This is a genomic window from Kitasatospora sp. NPDC057595 (assembly GCF_042800875.1).
Classification (GTDB): domain Bacteria; phylum Actinomycetota; class Actinomycetes; order Streptomycetales; family Streptomycetaceae; genus Kitasatospora.
The window spans coordinates 585,559-608,389 of record NZ_JBHVGL010000001.1 but is presented as its reverse complement, the minus strand read 5'-3'; the positions used below and the strand labels follow the sequence as shown (position 1 = coordinate 608,389).

General features: G+C 70.8%; 18 protein-coding genes. 5 read left to right on the top strand and 13 right to left on the bottom strand.

What is annotated here, in order from left to right; translation table 11 throughout:
* Positions 1-146: 146 nt before the first annotated feature.
* Entirely contained in the window at positions 147-2,324 is a 2,178-nt protein-coding gene (locus tag ACFU9E_RS02620) for a prolyl oligopeptidase family serine peptidase (RefSeq protein ID WP_380687682.1), read from the bottom strand.
* Positions 2,325-2,550: 226 nt separating this feature from the next.
* On the opposite strand from ACFU9E_RS02620, the gene ACFU9E_RS02615 reads away from it, so the two are divergent.
* From ACFU9E_RS02615 to ACFU9E_RS02595, 5 genes are all read left to right on the top strand, one after another.
* Positions 2,551-2,745, top strand: a complete 195-nt coding sequence (locus ACFU9E_RS02615) for a DUF2304 family protein (RefSeq protein WP_344344199.1) — start codon at positions 2,551-2,553, stop codon at positions 2,743-2,745.
* 50 nt (positions 2,746-2,795) lie between these two features.
* Entirely contained in the window at positions 2,796-3,713 is a 918-nt protein-coding gene (gene mshB / locus ACFU9E_RS02610; protein WP_380687680.1) for an N-acetyl-1-D-myo-inositol-2-amino-2-deoxy-alpha-D-glucopyranoside deacetylase, read from the top strand.
* Positions 3,710-4,171, top strand: a complete 462-nt coding sequence (locus ACFU9E_RS02605; protein WP_380687678.1) for a DUF6113 family protein — start codon at positions 3,710-3,712, stop codon at positions 4,169-4,171. Before mshB ends, ACFU9E_RS02605 begins: the two co-directional genes overlap by 4 nt.
* Before the next feature lie 236 nt (positions 4,172-4,407).
* Entirely contained in the window at positions 4,408-6,624 is a 2,217-nt protein-coding gene (locus ACFU9E_RS02600) for a hypothetical protein (RefSeq protein WP_380714712.1), read from the top strand.
* A 115-nt stretch (positions 6,625-6,739) separates the two neighbouring features.
* Entirely contained in the window at positions 6,740-8,458 is a 1,719-nt protein-coding gene (locus tag ACFU9E_RS02595; protein ID WP_380683166.1) for an ABC transporter family substrate-binding protein, read from the top strand.
* Positions 8,459-8,532: 74 nt separating this feature from the next.
* Here ACFU9E_RS02595 and ACFU9E_RS02590 read toward each other — a convergent pair whose 3' ends face one another.
* From ACFU9E_RS02590 to ACFU9E_RS02535, 12 genes are all read right to left on the bottom strand, one after another.
* Positions 8,533-9,552 (bottom strand): ABC transporter ATP-binding protein, encoded by a 1,020-nt coding sequence (locus ACFU9E_RS02590; RefSeq protein ID WP_380714711.1) that lies wholly within the window; start codon positions 9,550-9,552, stop codon positions 8,533-8,535.
* On the bottom strand, positions 9,545-10,639 hold the full coding sequence (locus tag ACFU9E_RS02585) for an ABC transporter ATP-binding protein (RefSeq protein ID WP_380684659.1): 1,095 nt from the start codon (positions 10,637-10,639) through the stop codon (positions 9,545-9,547). The genes ACFU9E_RS02590 and ACFU9E_RS02585 overlap by 8 nt, the downstream gene beginning before the upstream one ends.
* Positions 10,640-10,654: 15 nt before the next feature.
* Positions 10,655-11,611 (bottom strand): ABC transporter permease, encoded by a 957-nt coding sequence (locus ACFU9E_RS02580; protein WP_380684658.1) that lies wholly within the window; start codon positions 11,609-11,611, stop codon positions 10,655-10,657.
* Positions 11,604-12,548, bottom strand: a complete 945-nt coding sequence (locus ACFU9E_RS02575; RefSeq protein ID WP_355370008.1) for an ABC transporter permease — start codon at positions 12,546-12,548, stop codon at positions 11,604-11,606. The genes ACFU9E_RS02580 and ACFU9E_RS02575 overlap by 8 nt, the downstream gene beginning before the upstream one ends.
* Before the next feature lie 93 nt (positions 12,549-12,641).
* A complete protein-coding gene (locus tag ACFU9E_RS02570) occupies positions 12,642-14,288 on the bottom strand; it encodes an ABC transporter substrate-binding protein (protein WP_380684657.1) in 1,647 nt (548 codons plus the stop codon).
* Positions 14,289-14,718: 430 nt separating this feature from the next.
* Positions 14,719-15,861: an ABC transporter ATP-binding protein gene (locus ACFU9E_RS02565; protein WP_380684656.1), complete on the bottom strand. Its 1,143-nt coding sequence runs from the start codon at positions 15,859-15,861 to the stop codon at positions 14,719-14,721.
* Positions 15,851-16,903: an ABC transporter ATP-binding protein gene (locus tag ACFU9E_RS02560; RefSeq protein ID WP_380684655.1), complete on the bottom strand. Its 1,053-nt coding sequence runs from the start codon at positions 16,901-16,903 to the stop codon at positions 15,851-15,853. Before ACFU9E_RS02560 ends, ACFU9E_RS02565 begins: the two co-directional genes overlap by 11 nt.
* Before the next feature lie 16 nt (positions 16,904-16,919).
* Positions 16,920-17,834: an ABC transporter permease gene (locus tag ACFU9E_RS02555; RefSeq protein ID WP_380684662.1), complete on the bottom strand. Its 915-nt coding sequence runs from the start codon at positions 17,832-17,834 to the stop codon at positions 16,920-16,922.
* A 76-nt stretch (positions 17,835-17,910) separates the two neighbouring features.
* Complete coding sequence (locus tag ACFU9E_RS02550) at positions 17,911-18,837, bottom strand: ABC transporter permease (RefSeq protein WP_380684654.1); 927 nt, start codon at positions 18,835-18,837, stop codon at positions 17,911-17,913.
* A gap of 94 nt (positions 18,838-18,931) precedes the next feature.
* Positions 18,932-20,560, bottom strand: a complete 1,629-nt coding sequence (locus ACFU9E_RS02545; protein ID WP_380684653.1) for an ABC transporter substrate-binding protein — start codon at positions 20,558-20,560, stop codon at positions 18,932-18,934.
* Between the two features lie 197 nt (positions 20,561-20,757).
* Positions 20,758-21,774, bottom strand: coding sequence for an ABC transporter ATP-binding protein (locus ACFU9E_RS02540; protein WP_380714710.1), 1,017 nt, complete (start codon positions 21,772-21,774; stop codon positions 20,758-20,760).
* The gene (locus tag ACFU9E_RS02535; protein WP_380683164.1) at positions 21,767-22,816 is read right to left on the bottom strand and encodes an ABC transporter ATP-binding protein; all 1,050 of its coding nucleotides are present in this window, start codon (positions 22,814-22,816) and stop codon (positions 21,767-21,769) included. The genes ACFU9E_RS02540 and ACFU9E_RS02535 overlap by 8 nt, the downstream gene beginning before the upstream one ends.
* Between the last annotated feature and the right edge of the window lie 15 nt (positions 22,817-22,831).

Below are 22,831 nucleotides of genomic sequence, written 5' to 3'. Positions count from 1 at the left end.
GCTAATTCCCCCCCCCCCTGGGCCGGGGCCCTCCCTGGGGGGCCGGGGTTGCCCCACTCGGGGGCCCGCGGGGCGGGGGTGGGGGGGCCGTGCCCGCCTAGGTGCTTTCGCAATCAGGATTTAAAGGCCCAACGCACGGACCGCCGTCAGATCCCGAGCGACTTCTTCACGAAGTCGACCTGGAGCAGCAGCAGGTTCTCCGCGACCTCCTCCTGCGGCGTCATGTGGGTGACGCCGGAGAGCGGCAGCACGGTGTGCGGGCGCCCGGCGGCGAGCAGCGCCGAGGACAGCCGCAGGGTGTGCGCGGCCACCACGTTGTCGTCGGCGAGCCCGTGGATGATCATCAGCGGGCGCTCCAGGCCGGCCGCGTAGCCGGTCAGCGAGTTGGCGTCGTACACCTCGGGGTGCTCGGCCGGGTGGCCCAGGTAGCGCTCGGTGTAGTGGGTGTCGTACAGCCGCCAGTCGGTGACCGGCGCGCCCGCGACCGCCGCGTGGAAGACGTCGGGGCGGCGCAGCACGGCGAGCGCGGCGAGGTAGCCGCCGTACGACCAGCCGCGGATGGCGACCCGGCCGAGGTCGAGCGGGAACTCCTCGGCGAGCGCCCGCAGCGCGTCGGCCTGGTCGTCCAGGGTGGCCCCGGCGAAGTCGTGGTGGATCGACTTCTCCCAGGCCGGCCCGCGCCCGGGGGTGCCGCGGCCGTCGGCGACGACGACCGCGAAGCCCTGGTCGGCGAACCACTGCGAGTTGAGGTGCGGGTTGTGGGCCTGGACGACGCGCTGGCCGTGCGGGCCGCCGTAGGGGTCCATCAGCACCGGCAGCAGGCCGTCCCGCCCGCGGTCGTAGCCGGTGGGCAGGAAGACCGCGGCGGGGATGCGCCGCTCGCCGGCGAAGCGGAACACCGGGCGGGCGGTGATCACCGGGGTCTCGGCGTACGAGGCGATCACGGCGACGTCGTCCACCACGACGCCCTCCGGCAGGTCCCGGGCGACCTGCACCAGGGTGCCGGGCAGGTCGGGCTCGGCGGTGGCCCGCACGGTGACGCCGGCCGCGTGCACGGCGGTGGTGACGGAGGTGAACGGGCGGCCGTTCGCGGACTCCCAGGAGAGCCGCTTGCCGTCGTGGCTGATCCGGCCGACGGCGACCCAGCCGGGCTCGGGGTCGGTCTCGGCGGCGCCGCCGGAGGCGGTGAAGAAGACCTCCTCGGCGGTGACCGCGAGCACCGAGCGCAGATGCAGGTCGGGCCCGGTGGCGGTGTGGTCGCCGATGACCAGCGACCGCGCGCCGGACTCGTCGGAGATCCGCACCAGCCGGCCGTCCGGGGTCCAGGCCGGGACGCCCTGGAACAGCTCCAGCCAGACGTCGTCGCGCTCCTCGTGCAGCACCTCGGTGGCGCCGGTGGCGACGTCCAGGCCGAGGGTCCGCTGGACGCGCTGGTCGCGGGACTGGACGAGCAGCAGCGGCACGCCGCCCTTCGACCAGTGCGCCCGGGCCAGGTAGGGGAAGGCCTCGCGGTCCCAGACGACCTCGGTGCGGGTGCCGTCCAGGCCGAACAGCCAGAGGCCGACCTCGGCGTCGGCGGTGCCGGCGGCCGGGTAGGCGACCTCGGCGGGCTCGCGGTCCGGGTTGGCCGGGTCGGCGATCCACCAGCGGTGGACCGGGGTGTCGTCGGCCCGCTCGACGAGCAGCCGATCGCCGTCCGGGGACCACCAGTGGCCGCGGTCGCGGCCCATCTCCTCCTGGGCGATGAACTCGGCCTGGCCCCACGTCACGTTCGGCCCGTCCGGCCGGGCGAGGGCGCGGTCGCCGGTGCCGTCGACCCGGATGAGCCGCAGCTCGCCGGAGGTGGTGGCGTACGCGACGTGGGTGCCGTCCGGGGAGGGGCGCGGGTCGAGCAGCGGGCCCTCGGCGGGCAGCTCGGTGGCGGTGCCGGCGACCAGGTCGGCGACGAACAGCCGGCCGGACAGGGCGAAGGCGGCGAGCCGGCCGGCGCCGTCCAGGGCGTAGCCGACGATGCCCGCCGAGCCCTCGCGGCTGCGCTCGCGGCGGGCCTTCTCGGCCGGGGAGAGGTCCTCCTCGCCGCCGCCGAGCAGCACGACCGGGTCGGCGGCGATCCGCTCCTCACCGGTGGCGGTGTCGAGGGTCCAGAGCAGGTTGGCGCGGCCGCTGCCCTTGGGGGTCCCCCCGGCCGAAGACTGGGGGAGCGAGCGCAGGAAGACGACCCGGGAGCCGTCGGGTGCGACGGAGAACGACCGGGGGGCGCCGACGGTGTAGCGCAGGGTGCGCGCGTACTGCCGCGGGAAGGTGTCCGCAGGGGTGGAGGTCATGGCACCAGACCCTACGACCCGGGGTGGGCGGATGGTGATCACTCGTTCGGAGCATCGGCCGCAAGTACGCCCGGACGGGCTCCGCACCCCCTCCGACCGGCCCATGCGCCCCACGAGTGCGACCGTGCCCCGGGGCATGCGGACTCACCCAGCGTCATGGAGACCTCACTCTTCGGGTATGACTGGTGCACGAGTGCTCGCCAGGCCCCGAGGAGTGTGAGCCGCCATGGCCCTGTCCATCTCCGCCGCCATGCTGATGCTGGTCATCGTGGTGGTGCTGATCCGCCGCTCCGGCCTGAAGCTCGCGCACGCGATCGTCTGCGCGCTGCTCGGCTTCTACCTGGCGTCCAGCTCCATCGCCCCCTCGATCAGCCAGGTCACCAGCAACCTCGCCGGAATGATCAACGGCCTGCGGCTCTGACCCGCCGCGTGCGGTCACCGGGCGGCGCGCCGGTCGTTAGGCTTCCTCCCATGACCGCCACTACCGGCCGCCGCCTGCTCCTGGTGCACGCGCACCCCGACGACGAGTCGATCAACAACGGCGCCACGATGGCCCGGTACGCCGCCGAGGGCGCCCAGGTGACCCTGGTGACCTGCACCCTCGGCGAGGGCGGCGAGGTGATCCCGCCGGAGCTGGCCCATCTGACGGCGGATCGGGAGGACCGGCTCGGCGCGTACCGGATCGGCGAGCTGACGGAGGCGATGGCCGCGCTCGGGGTCACCGACGTCCGCTTCCTCGGCGGCCCGGGCCGCTACCGCGACTCCGGGATGATGGGCGTGCCCGACAACGACGTGCCCGGCTGCTTCTGGCGGGCCGACGTGGACGAGGCGGCCGGCCGGCTGGTGGCCGTGGTCCGCGAGGTGCGCCCGCAGGTGCTGGTCACCTACGACGAGCACGGCGGCTACGGGCACCCCGACCACATCCAGGCGCACCGGGTCGCGACGCGCGCCCACGAGCTGGCCGCCGACCCGGCGTACCGGCCCGAGCTGGGTCCGGCCTGGCGGATCGCCAAGGTGTACTGGAACCGGGTGCCCCGGTCGGTGCTCGAACGGGCCCTCGCCGAGACCGCCGAGAAGGCGCCGTTCCCGGGCGTGGCCGAGCCGGCGGACGTCCCCGGGGTGGTGGACGACGAGCTGGTCACCACGGCGCTGGACGGCGCCACGTACGCCGGCCGCAAGGCCGCCGCGATGGCCGCGCACGCCACCCAGATCACCGTGGACCCCACCGGCGCGTTCTTCGCGCTCTCCAACCACCTGGGCCAGCCGCTGCTCGTCACCGAGTACTACCAGCTTGTGCACGGCCAGGCCGGGCCGCGGCTGCCGGAGGACGACCTGTTCGCCGGTCTGGAGACCGGCCCCGACGCGACCTCCGAGGAGCGTGCCCGATGACCTCGCCCGCCCCCGAGCGGCCCGCGCGCCGCTCGATCCCCGCGGCCGTCCTCGGCACCCGGGACGAGCGGCTGAAGGAGCCCCAGCCCCCGCGCGCCGTACGGATCACGGCCTACGTCCTGCTCTTCCCGCTGGGCTTCGCAGTGTCGGTCTGCGGAGCGTTCGTGCAGGCCCTGTGGCCCCCCGTGGGGGTCCTGCTGGCGCTCGCCGCCACCGCCGCCACCTTCTACGGCGGCCTGCGGGTGACCGGCACCCGGCTCGGCGCGGGCGTCCCGGCGGCCGGCTGGTTCCTGGCGCTGCTGATGGTGATGGTCCCCCGCCCTGAGGGGGACAACGTGCTCTGGACCAACGCCACCTCGCTCGGCTGGCTGTTCGCCGGCTCGATCCTGTGCGTGATCTGCGCCACCCTGCCCACCCGCGCCGGCTGGTTCCCCGGAGTGACCGGCCCACCGCGCTGACCCCGGCGGGCAACCGCGTACGGTGGCCGGTACGACGAGCAGTCAGCACCGCCCGGTCGTACTCTCATACCGGAGGAACCGGACGTATCGGGATCTCTCCGAACCGGTTCACCGGTCGGTTCTTCCCAGTATGGTGGTGCCGCAGAACGCCGTACCCGACGCCGCCCGCCAGGCCCGGCGCAGACGAACCGCGGTCGCGCCGCACGGCCGGCCCGCGAACCCGGAGCAGAGCAGCATTGAGCAGCCGCGAATCTGACAACGCCCACCCGACGCCTCGGCGCACGGGCCCGGACGCCTACCCGTCGGGCACCCCGCCCTACGGCACACCGGGCTTCCCCGGCGGCGACCGCACGGGCGGCGCCGGCGCCGCCAAGGGCTCGGCTCCGGAGGGCGAGGACGAGGGCCCGAAGACCGAGACCACCCTCACCACCCGGGTCCGGATCAACATCCCCGGCTCGCGCCCGATCCCGCCGGTGGTGGTCCGCAGCACCGTCAAGAACGAGGACGGCGGCGACGAGGACACCCCGGCGCCCGCCGCCGAGCCGGCCGGCCCCCGGCACCGCTCCGCCGCGCCCGCCTCCCCGGTGCTCGGCGTGATGGACGGCGGCACCCGCGGCGCCCCGCCGCACCTGCCGCCGGAGTGGCAGATCCCACCGGCCACCTCCGAGGCCGAGTCGACCGGCGCGTGGTTCCGCCCGCGCCAGAAGAAGGCCCCGGCCACCGAGGGCACCGCCCCGGAGCCGACCGCCACCCCGGCCGCCGGTGGCGCACCGGCCGCCCCGGCCCCGGCCGGCCCGCAGCGCGCCGCCGCCCGGGCGGGCGGTGCTCCCCGCCCGCAGCCGGAGAACCCGCGGACCGGGCGCCCCGCCGCGGCCGCCCCCGGTGCGGCCGTCGCCAACGGCCGCCGGGTGCCCCCGCAGGCCCAGCCGTCCGCACCGCAGCCGACCGGCGCGCCCGCCTCCCCGTACGGCGCCGCGCCCGAGCTGCCCGCCGACGAGGCCGGCGTCTACACCGACTCCCCCACCGAGCAGTTCGCCGCGCCGGCCCCGGCCGCCCCCTTCGCGCCCGTCGACCCGTTCGCCGTCCAGCGGCCCCCGGCCCCCGGCGGGCCCGGCGCGCCGAGCCCCGAGGACACCTCGGTCGACGGCTTCGCCCCGATCCGCGACGACGCCCCGGCCGCGCCCATACCCGGCGCGCCCACCGGCCCCGCCGCCCCGGACGCCGCCGCCCAGCCCGGTCTCTTCCCCGGTGCCCCGGCCGGTGCCGACCCGTTCGCCGCCCAGCGCCCGGCCGCCGGCGGCCCGAACGGCGCCCCGGCCCCCGGCGGCCTGTTCCCCGGCGCCCCCGGCCGCCAGGGCGAGCCCGCCGCCGCCCCCTTCGACCCCGAGAGCGTGCCCGCCGCCCCGGCCGCCGCCACCGCCCCCGCGGCGGACGGCCCGTCCGGCCCGAAGCCGGCGCCCGCCGCCGCCAAGCCCGCACCGGCCCCCAAGCCCAGGCCGAGCGCCGCCAAGAAGCTGGTCAAGCTCGCCACCTACGCCGTCGCCGGGGTGGGTTTCCTCGGCGCCGCCGCCTACGGCACCGGGCTGATGCTGAACCAGTCCGACGTCCCCAAGGGCACGGTGGTGCTCGGCACGGACATCGGCGGCAGCAGCCGCGACCAGGCCATCCACCAGCTCGACGAGAGCATCGGCAAGGCCGGCCAGCAGCCGGTCAAGCTGAAGGTCGGCGAGCAGACCGTGGACCTCGACCCGACCGCCGCCGGGCTCGCCTTCGACACCACCGCCACCGTGGACAAGCTCGCCCAGCACTCCTATAACCCGATGGACGTCCTCAAGTCGCTCAAGGGCGACGAGAAGGCGGTGCCGCCGGAGGTCAAGGTCGACCGGGCCAAGCTCAAGTCCGCGCTGGAGGCGCTGGCCGGCGGCAGCGGCCAGGGCCTGCAGGAGGGCTACGTCAAGTTCTCCGAGACCGGCGAGGCCGTCGTCGTCCCCGGCAAGGCCGGGCAGGCGGTGGACTCGGCCGCCGCCGTCGACCTGGTCGACGCGGCCTACCGCGACCGCGCCGCGGGCAAGTCCGAGCAGCCCGTCGCGCTGGCGGTGACCGCCGCCCAGCCGAAGACCTCCGCACAGGCCCTCCAGGGCGCGGCGGACACCCTCGGCAAGTCCGTGGTGAACGGCCAGATCCACATCACGGCCGGCGCCAAGAAGTTCGACTTCGGGCCGAAGACCGCGGCCGCGGCCCTCACCCTCGTCCCGGACGCCAACGGCAAGTTCGTGCCCAAGTGGGACCTCGACGCGCTCGGCCGCCAGCTGGCGGCCGCCGGCTTCGACAAGGTGAAGACCAAGAAGAACGGCCAGCTGGTCACGATCACCACGCAGGACGTCGCGGACCAGATCACCGCGCTGCTCGACAAGACCGGCGACCGGGACCGCACCTTCAAGTTCCCGGTCTGACCGAACCGTTATCGGGGGGCGGGCCCGGATCCGGGCCCGCCCCTCGACAACGCCGCTCCCGGGTCAGCAAGATGTGTCGCCTGTCATCCGCCGCGTCCGCCCCGGGAGAACCACCATGGGCCGCCCCCTGTACCGCCGCACGGCCCTGCTCGCCGGCCTCACCGCCGTCTCGCTGTCGCTGTCGCTCTGTTCCTGCGCCCCCGTCGGCGGCTCCGACGGCGGCGCCCGCGCCCTCCCGAGCGCGGTCGAGAGCCCCAAGCTCACCGCCGTCGACATCAATCCGCACGACCGCGCCGAGCTGCGCCAGGGCGGCACCCTGCGGGTGGCGATCCCGCAGTACTCCAGCCAGTGGTCGCCGATCCAGACCGACGGAGGCGAGTCCTCCACCATCGCCGTCAGCAAGCCGCTGCTGCCGACCTTCTTCCGCTCCGACGCGGCCGGCACCCAGACCCCCAACCCCGCCTACCTGCAGGACGCGCACGCCGAACAGCGGGACGGCCGGCAGGTCGTGGTCTGGACGCTGAACCCCAAGGCGCGCTGGTCCGACGGCACGCCGATCACCTGGCGCGACATCGAGGCCAACTGGCGGGCGCTGAACGGCAAGGACCCGGCGTACCGGGCGGCCAGCAGCACCGGCTTCGAGCAGGTCTCGGCGGTCGAGCGCGGCAAGGACGACTACCAGGCCGTGATGACCTTCGAGCGGCCGTACTCCGAGTGGCAGTCGATGTTCAACGGCGCCGCCAACGCCCCGCTGCTGCCGGCGAGCCGGGTCGCCACGCCCGAGTTGTTCAACACCTCCTACCTGGACGCCATCCCGGTCACCGCCGGCCCGTTCAAGGTGGAGAAGATGGACCGGGCCGCGCTGACCGTCACCCTGGTCGCCGACCCGGCCTGGTGGGGCGAGAAGCCGCTGCTGGACCGGATCGTCTTCCGCGCCATGGTGCCCAATACGATGGCCGCCGCCTTCAACAAGGGCGAGCTGGACCTGTTCAACAACGGCCCGGACGTGGCCGGCTACCAGCTGATCCGCAGCACCCCGGGCGCCGCCGTCCGACGGGCCGGCGGGCCCGACTTCCGGCAGTTCACGCTGAACAGCCGCAGCCCCGGGCTCACCGACCCGACCGTGCGCCAGGCGCTGTTCCAGGCGATCAACCGGGACGCCATCACCCGCTCCGACCTGGCCGGGCTCGACTGGCCCACCGTCACCCTCAACAACCACCTGCTGGTGGCCAACCAGAACGCCTACCGGGACAACTCCCTGGGCCTCAGCCGCTACGACCCGGCCGAGGCCGTCCGCAAGCTCGACGCGGCCGGCTGGAAGCTCGACGGCGACGTCCGCCGCAAGGACGGCAAGGAGCTCAACCTGCGGATGGTCATCCCGGCCGGCGTCACCCAGGCCCAGAACGAGGCCGCCGTCACCACCGGCATGCTCAAGGACGTCGGGATCAAGGTCACCACCGTCACCGCCAGCCCCAACGACTTCTTCGACAAGTACGTCAACCGGCGGGACTTCGACATCGCCGCCTACTCGCTGCTGGGCACGCCGTTCCCGGCCAGCGGCAACCGGACCAACTTCGCCACCAACGGCGGTACCAACCACTCCCAGGCCGGCAGCCCGGCGGTGGACGCCGCGTTCGACCGGGCGGGTGCGGCGACCGACGCGGCCGGCGCCTTCGAGGCCATCAACCAGGCCGACGGGGAGCTGTGGAAGGTGGCCGGGATGCTGCCGCTCTACCAGCGCCCGCAGCTCTTCGGCGCCCGCACCGACCTCGCCAACATCGGTGCCCAGGGGCTGTCCGACATCGTCTGGGAGAACGTCGGCTATCTGAAGTGACGTTTCGCCGCGCACGGCGGGGGCCCCGGAGCCCGTGACGACTCCGGGGCCCCGCGGGACCGGCCCGCGCGCGCTCAGCCCGCGCCGATCACGTCCCGCACCTCCGCGAAGTGGCAGGCCGACTCGTGCGCGGCCGGCCCGCTCAGCGCCGACGGCACGGCCAGCAGCGGGACCTCGGTCGAGCAGCGCTCCTCCGCCTTCCAGCAGCGGGTGCGGAAGCGGCAGCCCGACGGCGGGTTGGCCGGCGAGGGGATGTCGCCGCTGAGCAGGATCCGCTCGCGCTGCTCGCGTCCGGTCGGGTCGGGCACCGGGACGGCGGAGAGCAGCGCCTGGGTGTACGGATGGGTCGGGTGGGAGTAGATCTGCTCCTCCGTCCCGATCTCGACCATCGTGCCGAGGTACATCACGCCGACGCGGTCGGAGATGTGCCGGACGATCGAGAGGTCGTGGGCGATGAACATGTAGGAGAGCTGGAAGTCGTTCTGGAGCTGCTCCAGGAGGTTGATCACCTGGGCCTGGACCGAGACGTCCAGGGCCGAGACCGGCTCGTCGCAGATGATGATCTCCGGCTTGAGCGCCAGGCCGCGGGCGATGCCGATGCGCTGGCGCTGACCGCCGGAGAACTGGTGCGGATAGCGGTTGATGTACTCGGGGTTGAGGCCGACGACGTCCAGCAGGTCCTGGACGGCCCTGCGGCGGTCGCCCTTGGGAGCCACCTCCGGATGGATCTCGAAGGGCTCGCCGATGATGTCGCCGACCGTCATCCGCGGGTTGAGCGAGGTGTACGGGTCCTGGAACACCATCTGGATGTTGCGCCGCACCGCCTTCAGCCCGGCCCCGGAGAGCCGGGTGATGTCCTCGCCCTTGAACCGCACCTCGCCGGAGGTGGCCTTCTCCAGGTTCATCAGCACCTTGGCCAGCGTCGACTTGCCGCAGCCGGACTCGCCGACGATGCCCAGCGTCTCCCCCTTCGCCAGCCGGAAGGAGACGCCGTCCACCGCCCGCACGGCGCCGACCTGCCGCTTGAAGACGATCCCCTGGGTGAGCGGGTAGTGCTTGACCAGGTCCCTGACCTCCAGGATGGGCTCAGCCATGGAGGGTCTCCTTCCAGAAGTGGCAGGCGCTGCGCCGGCCCGGCAGATCGGCCCCCTGGGCGTCCAGCACCGCCACCAGGCGCGGGAGTTCGGTGCGGCAGACGTCCTGGGCCCGGTCGCAGCGCGGGTTGAACGCGCAGCCGTCCGGGATCCGCAGCAGGCTCGGCGGCAGGCCCTGGATGGCGTAGAGGTTCTGGCCCTTCTGGTCCAGCCGGGGGATCGAGTTGAGCAGGCCCTTGGTGTACGGGTGGGCCGGGCGCGCGTACAGGTCGTGCACGGGAGCGGTCTCGACGATCCGGCCCGCGTACATCACCGCGATCTTGTCCGCGACGTCGGCGACCACGCCCAGGTCGTGGGTGATCAGGATCAGGCCCATGTTGAACTCGGCCTGGAGTTCGGCGAGCAGGTCCATCACCTGGGCCTGCACGGTGACGTCCAGCGCGGTGGTCGGCTCGTCCGCGATGATCAGGTCCGGCTCCAGGGCCAGCGCCATGGCGATCATGATGCGCTGGCGCATGCCGCCGGAGAACTGGTGCGGATAGTCGTCGACCCGCTGCCGGGCCGCCGGGATCCGCACCCGCTCCATCAGCTCGACGGCCTTCGCCTTGGCCTCCTTGCGGCCGGCGCCCTGGTGCACCCGGAACATCTCGCCGAGCTGGTAGCCGACGCTGAGCACCGGGTTGAGCGAGGAGAGCGCGTCCTGGAAGATCATCGCGATCTTCCGCCCGCGCACCGACCGCCGGGCCCTGGGGCTCATGGTGAGCAGGTCCTCGCCCCGGAACCGGATCGAGCCCGCGGTGATCCGCCCCGGGGGCATGTCGAGGATGCCCATGATCGCCTGCGCGGTCACCGACTTGCCGGAGCCGGACTCGCCGAGCACCGCCAGCGTCTCCCCGGCCGACACCGAGTAGCTCACCCCGTTGACGGCCTTGGCGACGCCGTCCCGGGTGTGGAACTCGATGTGCAGGTCGTCGACCTCCAGCAGCGGGGTGCCGGGCACCAGGCTCTCCCGGCGCGCCCCCAGCACCTCCACCGCGTCCCGGCCCGTGCCGGAGCCGTCCTTCGCCGGTTGGGTCATGTCAGTCATGGTCCGCGGCCCTCCTCAGCGCAGCTTCGGGTCGAGGGCGTCGCGCACCGCGTCGCCGAGCATGATGAACGCCAGCACGGTGATGCTCAGCACGATCGCCGGGAAGAGCAGGACGTGCGGGGCGTTCAGGAAGCGGGACTGGGCGTCACTGATCATCAGGCCCCAGGAGATCGCCGGGGACTGGATGCCGATGCCCAGGTAGGACAGCGCCGCCTCGGCGCCGATGTAGACGCCCAGGTTGATGGTGGAGACCACGATCACCGGGGCGACCGCGTTCGGCAGGATGTGCCGGCTGACGATCCGCCCGGTACCGGCGCCCAGCGCGCGGGCCGCCACCACGTAGTCGTTGTGCTTGTTGGCCAGCACCGCCGAACGCATCAGCCGGTAGATCTGCGGCCAGCCGAGCACGGCCATCACCGCGGAGACCGTCCAGGCGTTGCCCTTGCCCCAGGTGGACATGATCAGCATGCCGCCGAGCAGCAGCGGGATGGCGAAGAAGATCTCGGTGACCCGGGAGAGCACGCTGTCGCCGAAACCGCCGATCCAGCCGGCCCACAGGCCCAGGGTGCCGCCGACCAGGACCACCAGGGTGGTGGTCACCAGGCCCACGATGATCGAGTTGCGGGCGCCCCAGACGGTGCGGGTGTAGATGTCGCAGCCCTGGACGTCGAAGCCGAACCAGTGGCTGCCGCTGGGCCGCTTCAGCGAGTCGGCCAGGTTGCAGAAGCCGCCGGCGCGCGGGTCGGCGTCGGTGAACAGCTGCGGGACGACGGCGAGCAGCACCATGAAGACGACCAGGAACGCGCCGATCAGGAACAGCGGGCTGCGGCGCAGGTCCGCCCAGGCGTCGCTCCAGAGGCTGGCGACCCGCTCGCCGCCCTTGCCGCCCTTGCCCTTCCTGCCGCCCTTGCCGCTGCCGCGCTGCCCGGGGATCGCCCCGCTCGCGTTCTCGCTCTTCGTCGGCTCACTCATAGCGGATCCTCGGGTCCAGGACGGCGTACAGCAGGTCGACCACCAGGTTGGCGAACAGGTAGACCATCACCAGGGCACTCACGATGCCCACGACGATGGTGCGTTCCCGCAGGTAGACGGACTGGAAGAGCTGGTGTCCGACCCCGGGGATGTTGAAGATGCCCTCGGTGATGACCGCGCCGCCCATCAGGCCGCCGAGGTCCATGCCCAGGAAGGTGACGATCGGGATCAGCGCGTTGCGCAGACCGTGCCGCACCACCACCCGCAGCGGACTGAGGCCCTTGGCGACCGCCGTGCGGACGTAGTCCGCCCGCATGACCTCGATCAGGCTGGTCCGGGTGAGCCGGGCGACGTACGCCAGGGAGGTCGAGGCGAGCACGTAGCCGGGCAGCAGATAGGACCGGAAACCGGCCTCCTCGTTGAAGGAGACCGGGAAGAAGTCGATGCCGTAGTCGGTGTTGAGCTTCACCCCGAGGAGCAGCTGGAGCACGAAGCCGATCACGAAGACCGGGATCGAGATGACCATCAGGGTCGAGATCAGCACCACGTTGTCGATGAACCTGCCGCGCCGCAGGGCCGCGACCACGCCCGCGGTGACACCCACCACCATCTCGATGGCCAGCGCCACCAGCGCCAGGTTGATGGTGTAGGGGAAGGCCCGCTGCATCACGTCGACGACCTGGTTGCCCCGGTAGTCCTCGCCGAAGTCGCCCTTGAACAGGCCGGTCAGATAGTCCCAGTACTGGATGAAGAACGGGTCGTCCAGGTGGTACCGGTCCCGCAGGACCTGGACGACGGCGGGGTCCTGCCGCTTCTCACCGGCCAGTGCCGTGATGGGGTCGCCAGGCAGCAGGAAGACCAGTGCGTAGATCAGGAATGTCGCGCCGAGGATCACAGGTATGGCCTGGATGATCCGGCGGACCACATAGCGGCCCATGCGGTCTCCTCGTGGTCTGGGCACGCCGGAGCCGGGCGGCACGGGGGTGACCCGTGCCGCCCGTCAGGACGCGCCGGTCGGGCTGGGGGGCGGTCAGGCCAGCTCGACGTTGGCCAGGTCGATGCGGTTCTGCGCGTCCACGACCACGTTCTTGACCTTCTTGGTGTAGGCCGCGGAGGTCATGTAGGTGTAGACGGGGATGTACGGCAGGTCCTTGATGAGGACGTCGTCGGCCTGCTGGTACAGCTTCAGGCCCTCCTCCTGGGTCTTCGCCTGGTCGGCCTGCGCCAGCAGGCCCTCGAACTGCTCGTTGACGTAGCCGCCGTAGTTCGAGCCGTTCTCGATGGCGACCTTGGAGAAGATCGGCCGCAGGTAGTTCTCGATCGACGGGTAGTCCATCTGCCAGGCCATCCGGAAGGCCCCGGAGTACTGCTTGGCGCCCAGCTCGTCGAGGATCTTGCCGAACTTCTCGAAGGGCTTGAAGGTCACCTCGACGCCGAGGTTCTTCTTCAGCTGGTTGCCGACCGCCTCGATCCACTCCTTGTGGCCGCCGTCGGCGTTGTAGCCCAGCTCGATGGTGTTGTTCGGGACACCGCCGGCCGTGACGAAGAGCTCCTTGGCCTTGGCCGGGTCGAACTTCGCCGCGTCGCCCATGGCGCCCTTGCGGTAGCCCGGAATGATCGGGCTGATGAAGTCGTCGGCCGGGATGCGGGTGCCCGAGAAGATGTTCTTGGTGATCGACTCGCGGTCGATCGCCATCGAGATCGCCTTGCGGATCTCCGGCTTGCCGTACGCGGCCGGGTTGGTCGCGATCGGGAAGCCGATGAAGCCGACGCCCGACTCCGGCTTGTAGATGTAGCGGTCACCGAATTCCTGGGCGACGGTCGCCATCGCCGAGATCGGGAGCTTGTTGGTGATCTGGATGTTGTCGGCCCGGAGGTCGTTGTAGGCCGTTTCCAGCTTGTCGTAAATCTTGAAGGTGACGGAATCCAGCTTGGCCTTTCCGTCCGACGCCGGGAAGTTGTCGTAGCGCTTCAGCTTGATCTGCTGGTTGTGCTGCCACTTGCCGTCCATCTGGAACGGGCCGTTGCCGATCGGGGCGTCCTCGAAGGCCTTCGGGTCCTGGAAGAAGGCCTTCGGCAGCGGGTAGAAGGCGGTGTAGCCCAGCATGATCTTGAACTGCGAGAACGGCGCGCTCAGGGCGACGGTGAAGGTCTTCTCGTCGACGACCTTCAGGCCCTTGAGCTTGTCGGTGGCCGGCTTCTTGTCCTTGCCCGGCGAGAGGTCCTCGGAGCCCTCGATCTTGGCGAAGAACGGCAGGCCCTCGGCCGCGTTGTCCTGGTTGGCACCCCAGTTCCAGGCGTCGACGAAGGACTGGGCGGTGACCTTCTCCCCGTTGTGGAAGGTGTAGCCGTCCTTCAGCTTGATCGTCCAGACCTTGCTGTCCGGGGACTCGATCGACTCCGCGACGCGCAGCTTCGGCTCGTTGGTCTGGTGGTCGTACTCCACCAGGCCCGCGAACAGCGCGTTCAGGACCTGGGCGCCCTCGGACTCCGCGGTGTTCTGCGGGACCAGCCCGTGCTGCGGCTCACCCGACTGGATACTGATCGAGCCACCCGTCTTGCCCGACCCGTTCGCCCCGTCCGTGGACTTCTTGTCGCTGCTCGTGCTGCAGGCGGAGATCGCGAGCGCGGTGCACGCCGCCAGCGCGGTCCAGCGCATGGTCTTGGTGAGCCTCATTCAACTGCTCCTCGTTTTAGGGGCTTACGAACGAACGGCGCCCCGCCACCCGGTGTGCCGGGCACGGCGGGGGTCGACATCTCAGGGCCGATCCGCACAGCTGGCGAGGTGACCACTGATACGCGCAGAGCAACTATCGATCAACCGACCCCTTCGGTGGAATCGCCGCTACATCTCTTTTCAATTACAGGCCGGGACCAACCCGTGACAATACTCGGCAAATTCCGCCATATCGCGCCCGGAATGACGTGCTCCGTTTTCCGAATAACGAACCGATAGCACCGGTATTCGAATCTTTACGAAGCGTAATGATCTATTTCGAGGACGGCCGTCACCCCCCACAGGAATTACCGCAGGTCGCCGGACGGAAAAGGCGGGAGCGCGCCCTCCGGGAGGAGGACGCGCTCCGTGACGGGGCCGGGCCCCGGTGTCAACCGCTTTCCGGCCCGCCCTCGGCCCGGTCGCCGTCGGCCTGGTCGCGCTCGGCCTGGTCGCCGTCGGCCTGGTCGCGCTCGGCCGCGAAGTGGCAGGCCGACTCATGGGCGGCCGCCCCACTCAGCCAGTCCGGCGCCGCCAGCAGCGGGACCTCCACCGCGCACCGCTCCTGCGCCTTCCAGCAACGGGTGCGGAAGCGGCAGCCCGACGGCGGGTTGGCCGGCGAGGGCACGTCACCGGTCAGCACGATCCGGTCCCGGTTCTCCCGCGCCGTCGGGTCGGGCACCGGGACGGCGGAGAGCAGCGCCTGGGTGTACGGGTGGGTGGCGTGGTCGTAGATCTCCCGGTCGCTGCCGATCTCGACCAGCTTGCCGAGGTACATCACGCCGACCCGGTCGGAGATGTGCCGGACGATCGAGAGGTCGTGCGCGATGAACATGTACGACAGGTTGAACTCGTTCTGGAGCTGCTCCAGGAGGTTGATCACCTGGGCCTGGACCGAGACGTCCAGGGCCGAGACCGGCTCGTCGCAGATGATGATCTCCGGCTTGAGCGCCAGGCCGCGGGCGATGCCGATGCGCTGGCGCTGACCGCCCGAGAACTGGTGCGGGTACCGGTTGATGTACTCCGGGTTGAGGCCGACGACGTCCAGCAGGTCCTGGACGGCCGTGCGGCGGTCGCCCTTCGGTGCCACCTCCGGATGGATCTCGAAGGGCTCGCCGATGATGTCGCCGACCGTCATCCGCGGGTTGAGCGAGGTGTACGGGTCCTGGAACACCATCTGGATGTTGCGCCGCACCGCCTTCAGCCCGGCCCCGGAGAGCCGGGTGATGTCCTCGCCCTTGTAGCGCACCGAGCCGCCGGTGGCCGGCTCCAGGTTCATCAGCACCTTGGCCAGCGTCGACTTGCCGCAGCCGGACTCGCCGACGACGCCGAGCGTCTCCCCCTGCATGAGGTCGAAGGAGACCCCGTCGACCGCCTTCACCGCGCCGACCTGCTTCTTGAACAGCACGCCCCTGGTCAGCGGGAAGTGCTTGACCAGGTCGCGGACTTCGAGGATCGGCTCGCCGCGCGCCACCTCCTGCTCGAAGGCGGCCTCCACCGGCGACTCGACCGCGCCGGGCCCCTCAACGGTCATGGAGGGTCTCCTTCCAGAAGAAGCAGGCGCTGCCCCGCCCGGCCAGCTCGGTGCCGTCGTCCTCGGTGACCGGGAACAGCTCCGGCACCTCCTGCCGGCAGATGTCCTGGGCGCGCGGGCAGCGCGGGTTGAACGCGCAGCCCGGCGGGATCCGCAGCAGGTTGGGCGGCAGGCCCTTGATCGCGTACAGCTCCTGGCCCTTCTGGTCCAGGCGCGGGATCGAGTCCAGCAGCCCGCGGGTGTACGGGTGCGCCGGGCGCGCGTACAGCTCGTGCACGGGGGCGGTCTCCACGATCCGGCCGGCGTACATCACCGCGATCTTGTCCGCGACGTCGGCGACCACGCCGAGGTCGTGGGTGATCAGGATCAGCCCCATGTGGTACTCGGCCTGGAGTTCGGCGAGCAGGTCCATCACCTGGGCCTGCACGGTGACGTCCAGGGCGGTGGTGGGCTCGTCGGCGATGATCAGGTCCGGTTCCAGGGCCAGCGCCATGGCGATCATGATGCGCTGGCGCATGCCCCCGGAGAACTGGTGCGGATAGTCGTTGACCCGCTGCCGGGCCGCCGGGATGCGCACCCGCTCCATCAGCTCGACGGCCTTCTCCTTGGCCGCCTTGCGCGAGCTGCCGTGGTGGGCACGGAACATCTCGCCCAGCTGGAAGCCCACGGTGAGCACCGGGTTGAGCGAGGAGAGCGCGTCCTGGAAGATCATCGCGATCTTCTGGCCGCGGACCTTGCGCCGCGTCTCCTTGTCCATCTTCAGCATGTCCTGGCCCCGGAAGCGGATCTCGCCCCGGGGGATGCGGGCCGGCGGCATGTCCAGGATGCCCATGATCGCCTGCGCGGTCACCGACTTGCCGGAGCCGGACTCGCCGAGCACCGCCAGCGTCTCCCCCGCCCGGACGCTGTAGTTGACCCCGTTGACCGCCTTCGCCACCCCGTCCCGGGTGACGAACTCGACGTGCAGGTCGCGGACGTCGAGCAGCGGGCCCTCGTAGGGCTCCTCCCGCCGGGTCCTCCCGGTATCGACTGCTGTGGTCACGAATGCGTCCCCTCGCTCAGCGCAGCTTCGGGTCGAGGGCGTCGCGCACCGCGTCGCCCAGCATGATGAAGGCCAGCACGGTGATGGAGAGCGCCGCGGCCGGGAAGAACAGGACGAACGGGGCGGTCCGGATCACCTTCTGGGCCGAGGAGATGTCGATGCCCCAGGAGATGGTCGGGTCCTGGAGACCGATGCCGAGGAAGCTCAGCGTCGCCTCGGTGGCGATGTAGCCGCCCAGCGCGATGGTCGCCACCACGATCACCGGGGCGACCGCGTTCGGCAGGATGTGCCGGAACATCAGCCGTCCGGTCCCGGCGCCCAGCGCCCGGCCGGCCACCACGAAGTCGGACTGTTTGACCGTCAGCACCGCGCCGCGCATGACGCGGGCGATCTGCGTCCAGCCGAGCACGCCCAGCGCGACGACCACCGTCCACACCGTGCGGACGGAGAAGGCGTTCAGCAGCACCAGCGCGCCGAGCAGCAGCGGGATGCCGAAGAAGATGTCGATGATCCGGGAGAGCACCGCGTCCACGGTGCCGCCGAAGTAACCGGCCACCATGCCGGTCAGCCCGCCGAGCACGGTCACCATCGCCGTCACGAAGATGCCGACGGTGATCGAGGCCCGGGCGCCGTACACCACCCGGGCGTAGATGGAGCGGCCCTGGCCGTCGTAGCCGAACCAGCCGGCGCCGAAGAAGTCCGTCCAGTCCGGCCGTTTGAGGTAGTTGTGGACCAGGTCGGCCTTGCGCGGATCGGCGTCGGTGAACGCCCAGGGGAAGATCGCCATCACGATCAGCAGCACGATCAGCACCGCCGAGATCAGGAAGATCGGCCGCCGCCGCAGGTCCCGCCAGGCGTCGCCCCAGAGGCTGCGGGCCGCCTCCCGCTTGTCCGGGTCGCGCTCGATCAGGGTCTCCTGCTCGACCGCCATGCCCTGCTCGCCGGCGTAGTCCAAGTGGTCCACTCCCGGCTTGGGATGCGGCTCGTAGGAGTTCTCGTCGTGGACGTCAGGCATAGCGGATCCTCGGGTCCAGGACCGCGTAGAGCAGGTCGACGACGAGGGAGGCCACCAGGTAGACGATCACCAGCACGGTGACGATGCCGACCACGGTCGGCCCCTCCTTCTGGTTGATCGCCCGGTAGAGGACGTTGCCGACACCCTGCACGTTGAAGATGCCCTCGGTGACGATCGCGCCGCCCATCAGCGCGCCGAGGTCGGTGCCGAGGAAGGTGACCACCGGGATCAGCGAGTTGCGCAGCAGGTGACGGCTGATGATGGTGCGCCGGGGCAGGCCCTTGGCCACCGCGGTGCGCATGTAGTCGGCCCGCAGGTTCTCGCCGATCGAGGTGCGGGTGAGCCGGGCGACGTACGCCAGCGACAGCGAGCCCAGCACGATCGCCGGCAGGATCAGTTGCGAGAGGTCCCTGGAGTCCTGGACGGTCGGGGTGACCCAGCCCAGGTTGGTCGCGAAGACGGTCTGCGCGATGTACGCCAGGACGAACACCGGGATGGAGATCACCAGCAGGGTGAGGACCAGCACCAGGGTGTCCTGGATGCTGCCGCGCTTGAGCCCGGAGACCAGGCCCAGCAGCAGTCCGAAGATCATCTCGAAGGCGAAGGCCATCAGGGCCAGCCGGATGGTCACCGGGAAGGCCTGCGCCATGATGTCCGAGACCGGGCGGCCGGTGAAGCTGGTGCCGAAGTCACCCTGGAAGAGGTTCCCCATGTAGTGCAGGTACTGCTTCCAGATCGGCTGGTCCAGGTAGTACTTGTGCTTGAGATTGGCGACCACGGCGGGGTCCGCGGCCTTCTCCCCGAACAGTGCCGCGACCGGGTCCCCCGGCAGCGTGTAGACCATCAGGAAGATCAGCAGCGTGGTGCCGAAGAACACCGGGATCATCTGCAGCACCCGCCGCAGCACGTAACTGCCCATCCGAGCCTCCTTCCCGGAGAAGTGATCGAGTGCCCGGGCCCCGCCCTCCGTGCGGGAAGGGCGGGGCCCGCGGGGGAACCCAGGCCGTGCCCGGTCAGCCCTTGACCTCGACCTGCGTCCAGGCCGGGTTGCCGAAGGAGTCGAACGTCACGTTCTGGACCTTGGTGGAGTAGCCCGAGTTGGTGCGGTAGTACCAGAGCGGGATGGCCGGCATGCCCTGTGCCAGCACCGCCTCGGCCTGCTGGTAACCGGTCACCGTGTCGGACACGCTGGCGGCCTCGTCGGCCTGGGTGGCGAGCTGGTCGAACTGCGCGTTGCTGTAGCCGAAGTCGTTGGACGCCGCGCCCGTGCGGTACACGTCGGCGAGGAAGTTGGCGTTCAGCGGGTAGTCCTGGACCCAGCCGGTGCGGAAGGCGCCGTCGATCTGGTGGCCGGTGATCGCCGCGCGGGCGGTCTTGAAGTCCGGCTTCGGGTCCCCGGTGCACTCCACCCCGGTGTTCTGCCGGATCGAGTTGCAGACCGCGTCGACCCACTCCTTGTGGCCGCCGTCGGCGTTGTAGGTGATGGTCATCCTGTTGCCGGGCACGCCGCCGCCCTCGGTGATCAGCTGCTTGGCCTTGGCCGGGTCGAAGGTGCAGTTGTCACCGCACTGACCGGCCTTGTAGCCCTCGACACCCTCGGCGACCCAGGCGCTGGCCGGCTTGCGCGAGCCCTGGAGGACCGTCTTGGTGATGGTGTCGCGGTCGATCGCCATCGACAGGCCCTGGCGGACCTTCGCCTTCTCCGGCGGGGCCCAGTCGGCCTGGTAGAGCGTGAAGCCGATGTTCTGGATGGCGCCCTGCGGGGCGTCGATCGCCCGGTCGCCGAGGTCGCTCTTGTAGGTGGCCAGCGCGGAGGGCGGCACCTGGTCCATCACGTCCAGGTTGTTGGACTGCAGATCGGCGTAGGCGGCCTCGGAGGTGCTGTACATCTTGAAGACGATGCCGCCGTTCTTCGGCTTGTCCACGCCCTGGTAGTCCGGGAAGGCCTTGGTGACCACCTGCTGGTTGTGGTCCCAGCTGACGAACTGGTAGGCGCCGTTGCCGACCGGCTTCTGCCCGTACCCGGTGGGGTCGTTGTAGAAGGCGTCCGGCAGCGGGGAGAAGGCGATGTAGCCGAGCTTGTACTCGAAGTACGAGACCTTGTGGCTCAGCTTGACGGTGAAGTGCAGGTCGTCGGTGACGGTCAGCCCGGACATCTTGGCGGTGGTCGGCTGGCCGCTCTCCGGGTGGACGTCCGCGTAGCCCTCGATGTCGGAGAACCAGGAGCTGTTGATCTGGTTGTTGGTGGTGGTCGCGGCCCAGTTCCAGGCGTCGACGAAGTTCTTGGCGTGCACCGGGGTGCCGTCGTGGAACTTCCAGCCGTCCTTCAGCGTGACGTCGAAGGTCTGCGAGTCGCTGGTGTCGATCTTGTCCGCGACCTGCATCCGGATCTTCGCGTTCGCCGGATCGTAGTCGACCAGGCCCTTGAAGAGGTTCTGCAGGATGCGCCCGCCGCCGGTCTCGTTGGCGTTGGCCGGTTGCAGCGCGTTCTGCGGCTCGCTGCTCTGGTAGCTGAAGGTCTTGCTGCTGTCCGACGAGCCGCTGCTGCCGCCCCCGCCGCCACTGCTGCTGCATCCGCCGGCCACCAGGGCCACGGACGTCGCTGCGGCGAGGACCCATCGAGCACGGGTGGCCACGGGCATGGAGGTCCCTCCTCAAGGTGTGTGACGCATCACACCCCATGAGAAGCGCGGCCGCCCGGCGGCGCGAGTGCGGTACCCCCGGAAGGGTGCACGGGCCGCGGTGCCGGTTGACGCCCCGGCAGGCCCGGCGCGCGAACGCCGGAGGGGCCCGCGCCGCGAACGGCAGCGGGCCCCTCCGGGCGGGAACGGTCGGGCCGTCAGGCCGCGGCCGTCTCCCGGACGGCGGCGAAGTGGCACGCCGACTGGTGCTTGGCCGGGCCGCTCAGCACCTCGGGCACCGCCAGCAGCGGGACCTCGGTCGAGCAGCGCTCCTCCGCCTTCCAGCAGCGGGTGCGGAAGCGGCAGCCCGACGGCGGGTTGGCCGGCGAGGGGATGTCACCGGTCAGGATGATCCGGTCGCGGTTCGCGCGCGCCTCCGGGTCCGGCACCGGCACCGCGGAGAGCAGCGCCTGGGTGTACGGGTGGGTGGCGTTCTCGTAGATCTCCTCGTCCGAGCCGATCTCGACCAGCTTGCCGAGGTACATCACGCCGACGCGGTCGGAGATGTGCCGGACGATCGAGAGGTCGTGGGCGATGAACATGTAGGAGAGCTCGAAGTCGTTCTGGAGCTGCTCCAGCAGGTTGATCACCTGGGCCTGGACGGACACGTCCAGGGCCGAGACCGGCTCGTCGCAGATGATGATCTCCGGCTTGAGCGCCAGGCCGCGGGCGATGCCGATGCGCTGGCGCTGACCGCCCGAGAACTGGTGCGGGTACCGGTTGATGTACTCCGGGTTGAGGCCGACGACGTCCAGCAGGTCCTGGACGGCCTTGCGGCGGTCGCCCTTGGGAGCCACCTCGGGGTGGATCTCGAAGGGCTCGCCGATGATGTCGCCGACCGTCATGCGCGGGTTGAGCGAGGTGTACGGGTCCTGGAACACCATCTGGATGTTCCGGCGGACGGCCTTGAGGCCCGCGCCGGACAGCTTGGTGATGTCCTCGCCCTTGAACAGGACCTGGCCGGAGGTGGCCGTCTCCAGGTGCATCAGCACCTTGGCCAGCGTCGACTTGCCACAGCCGGACTCGCCGACGATGCCGAGCGTCTCGCCCTTCGCCAGCTCGAAGGAGACGCCGTCGACGGCCTTGACGGCGCCGACCTGCTTCTTGAACAGGATGCCCTGGGTCAGCGGGTAGTGCTTGACCAGGTCCTTGACCTCCAGGATGGGCTCAGCCATGGAGGGTCTCCTTCCAGAGGTGGCACGCGCTGCGGCGGCCGGTGAGCTCCTTGCCGTCCTTGTCGGTCACCTGGTGCAGCTTCGGGATCTCCGTGCGGCACAGGTCGGTGGCGACGTCACAGCGAGGGTTGAACGCGCAGCCGGCCGGGACCTTCAGCAGGTTCGGGGGCAGGCCCTTGATCGCGTACAGCTCCTGGCCCTTCTGGTCCAGGCGCGGGATGGAGCGGAGCAGGCCCTTGGTGTACGGGTGGGCCGGGCGCGCGTACAGGTCGTGCACCGGGGCGGTCTCGACGATGCGGCCGGCGTACATCACGGCGATCTTGTCCGCGACGTCGGCGACCACGCCGAGGTCGTGGGTGATCAGGATCAGGCCCATGTTGTACTCGTCCTGCAGCTCCGCGAGCAGGTCCATCACCTGGGCCTGGACGGTGACGTCCAGGGCGGTGGTGGGCTCGTCGGCGATGATCAGGTCGGGCTCCATGGAGAGCGCCATGGCGATCATGATGCGCTGGCGCATACCGCCGGAGAACTGGTGCGGGTAGTCGCCCACGCGCTGCTTGGCGGCGGGGATGCGCACCCGCTCCATCAGCTCGATGGCCTTCTCCCGGGCCTCCTTCTTGGAGGCGCCGCGGTGCACCCGGAACATCTCGCCCAGCTGCGCGCCGACGGTCATCACCGGGTTCAGCGAGGAGAGCGCGTCCTGGAAGATCATCGCGATCTTCTGGCCGCGGATCTGCCGGCGCTCCTCCTCCTTCATCGCGAGCATGTCCTGCCCGCGGAAGAGGATCTGGCCCTGGCTGATCTTGCCGGGCGGCATGTCGAGGATGCCCATGATGGTCTGGGCGGTCACCGACTTGCCGGAGCCGGACTCGCCGAGCACCGCCAGGGTCTCACCGGCGGCCACGGAGTAGTTGACGCCGTTCACGGCCTTGGCCACGCCGTCCCGGGTGTGGAACTCCACGTGGAGGTCCTTGACCTCCAGCAGCGGGGTGCCAACCTCCAGGCGGCCGTTCTTCTGGTTCTTCTCGATCACGGTGGTCATCGGGTCGTCACCTCT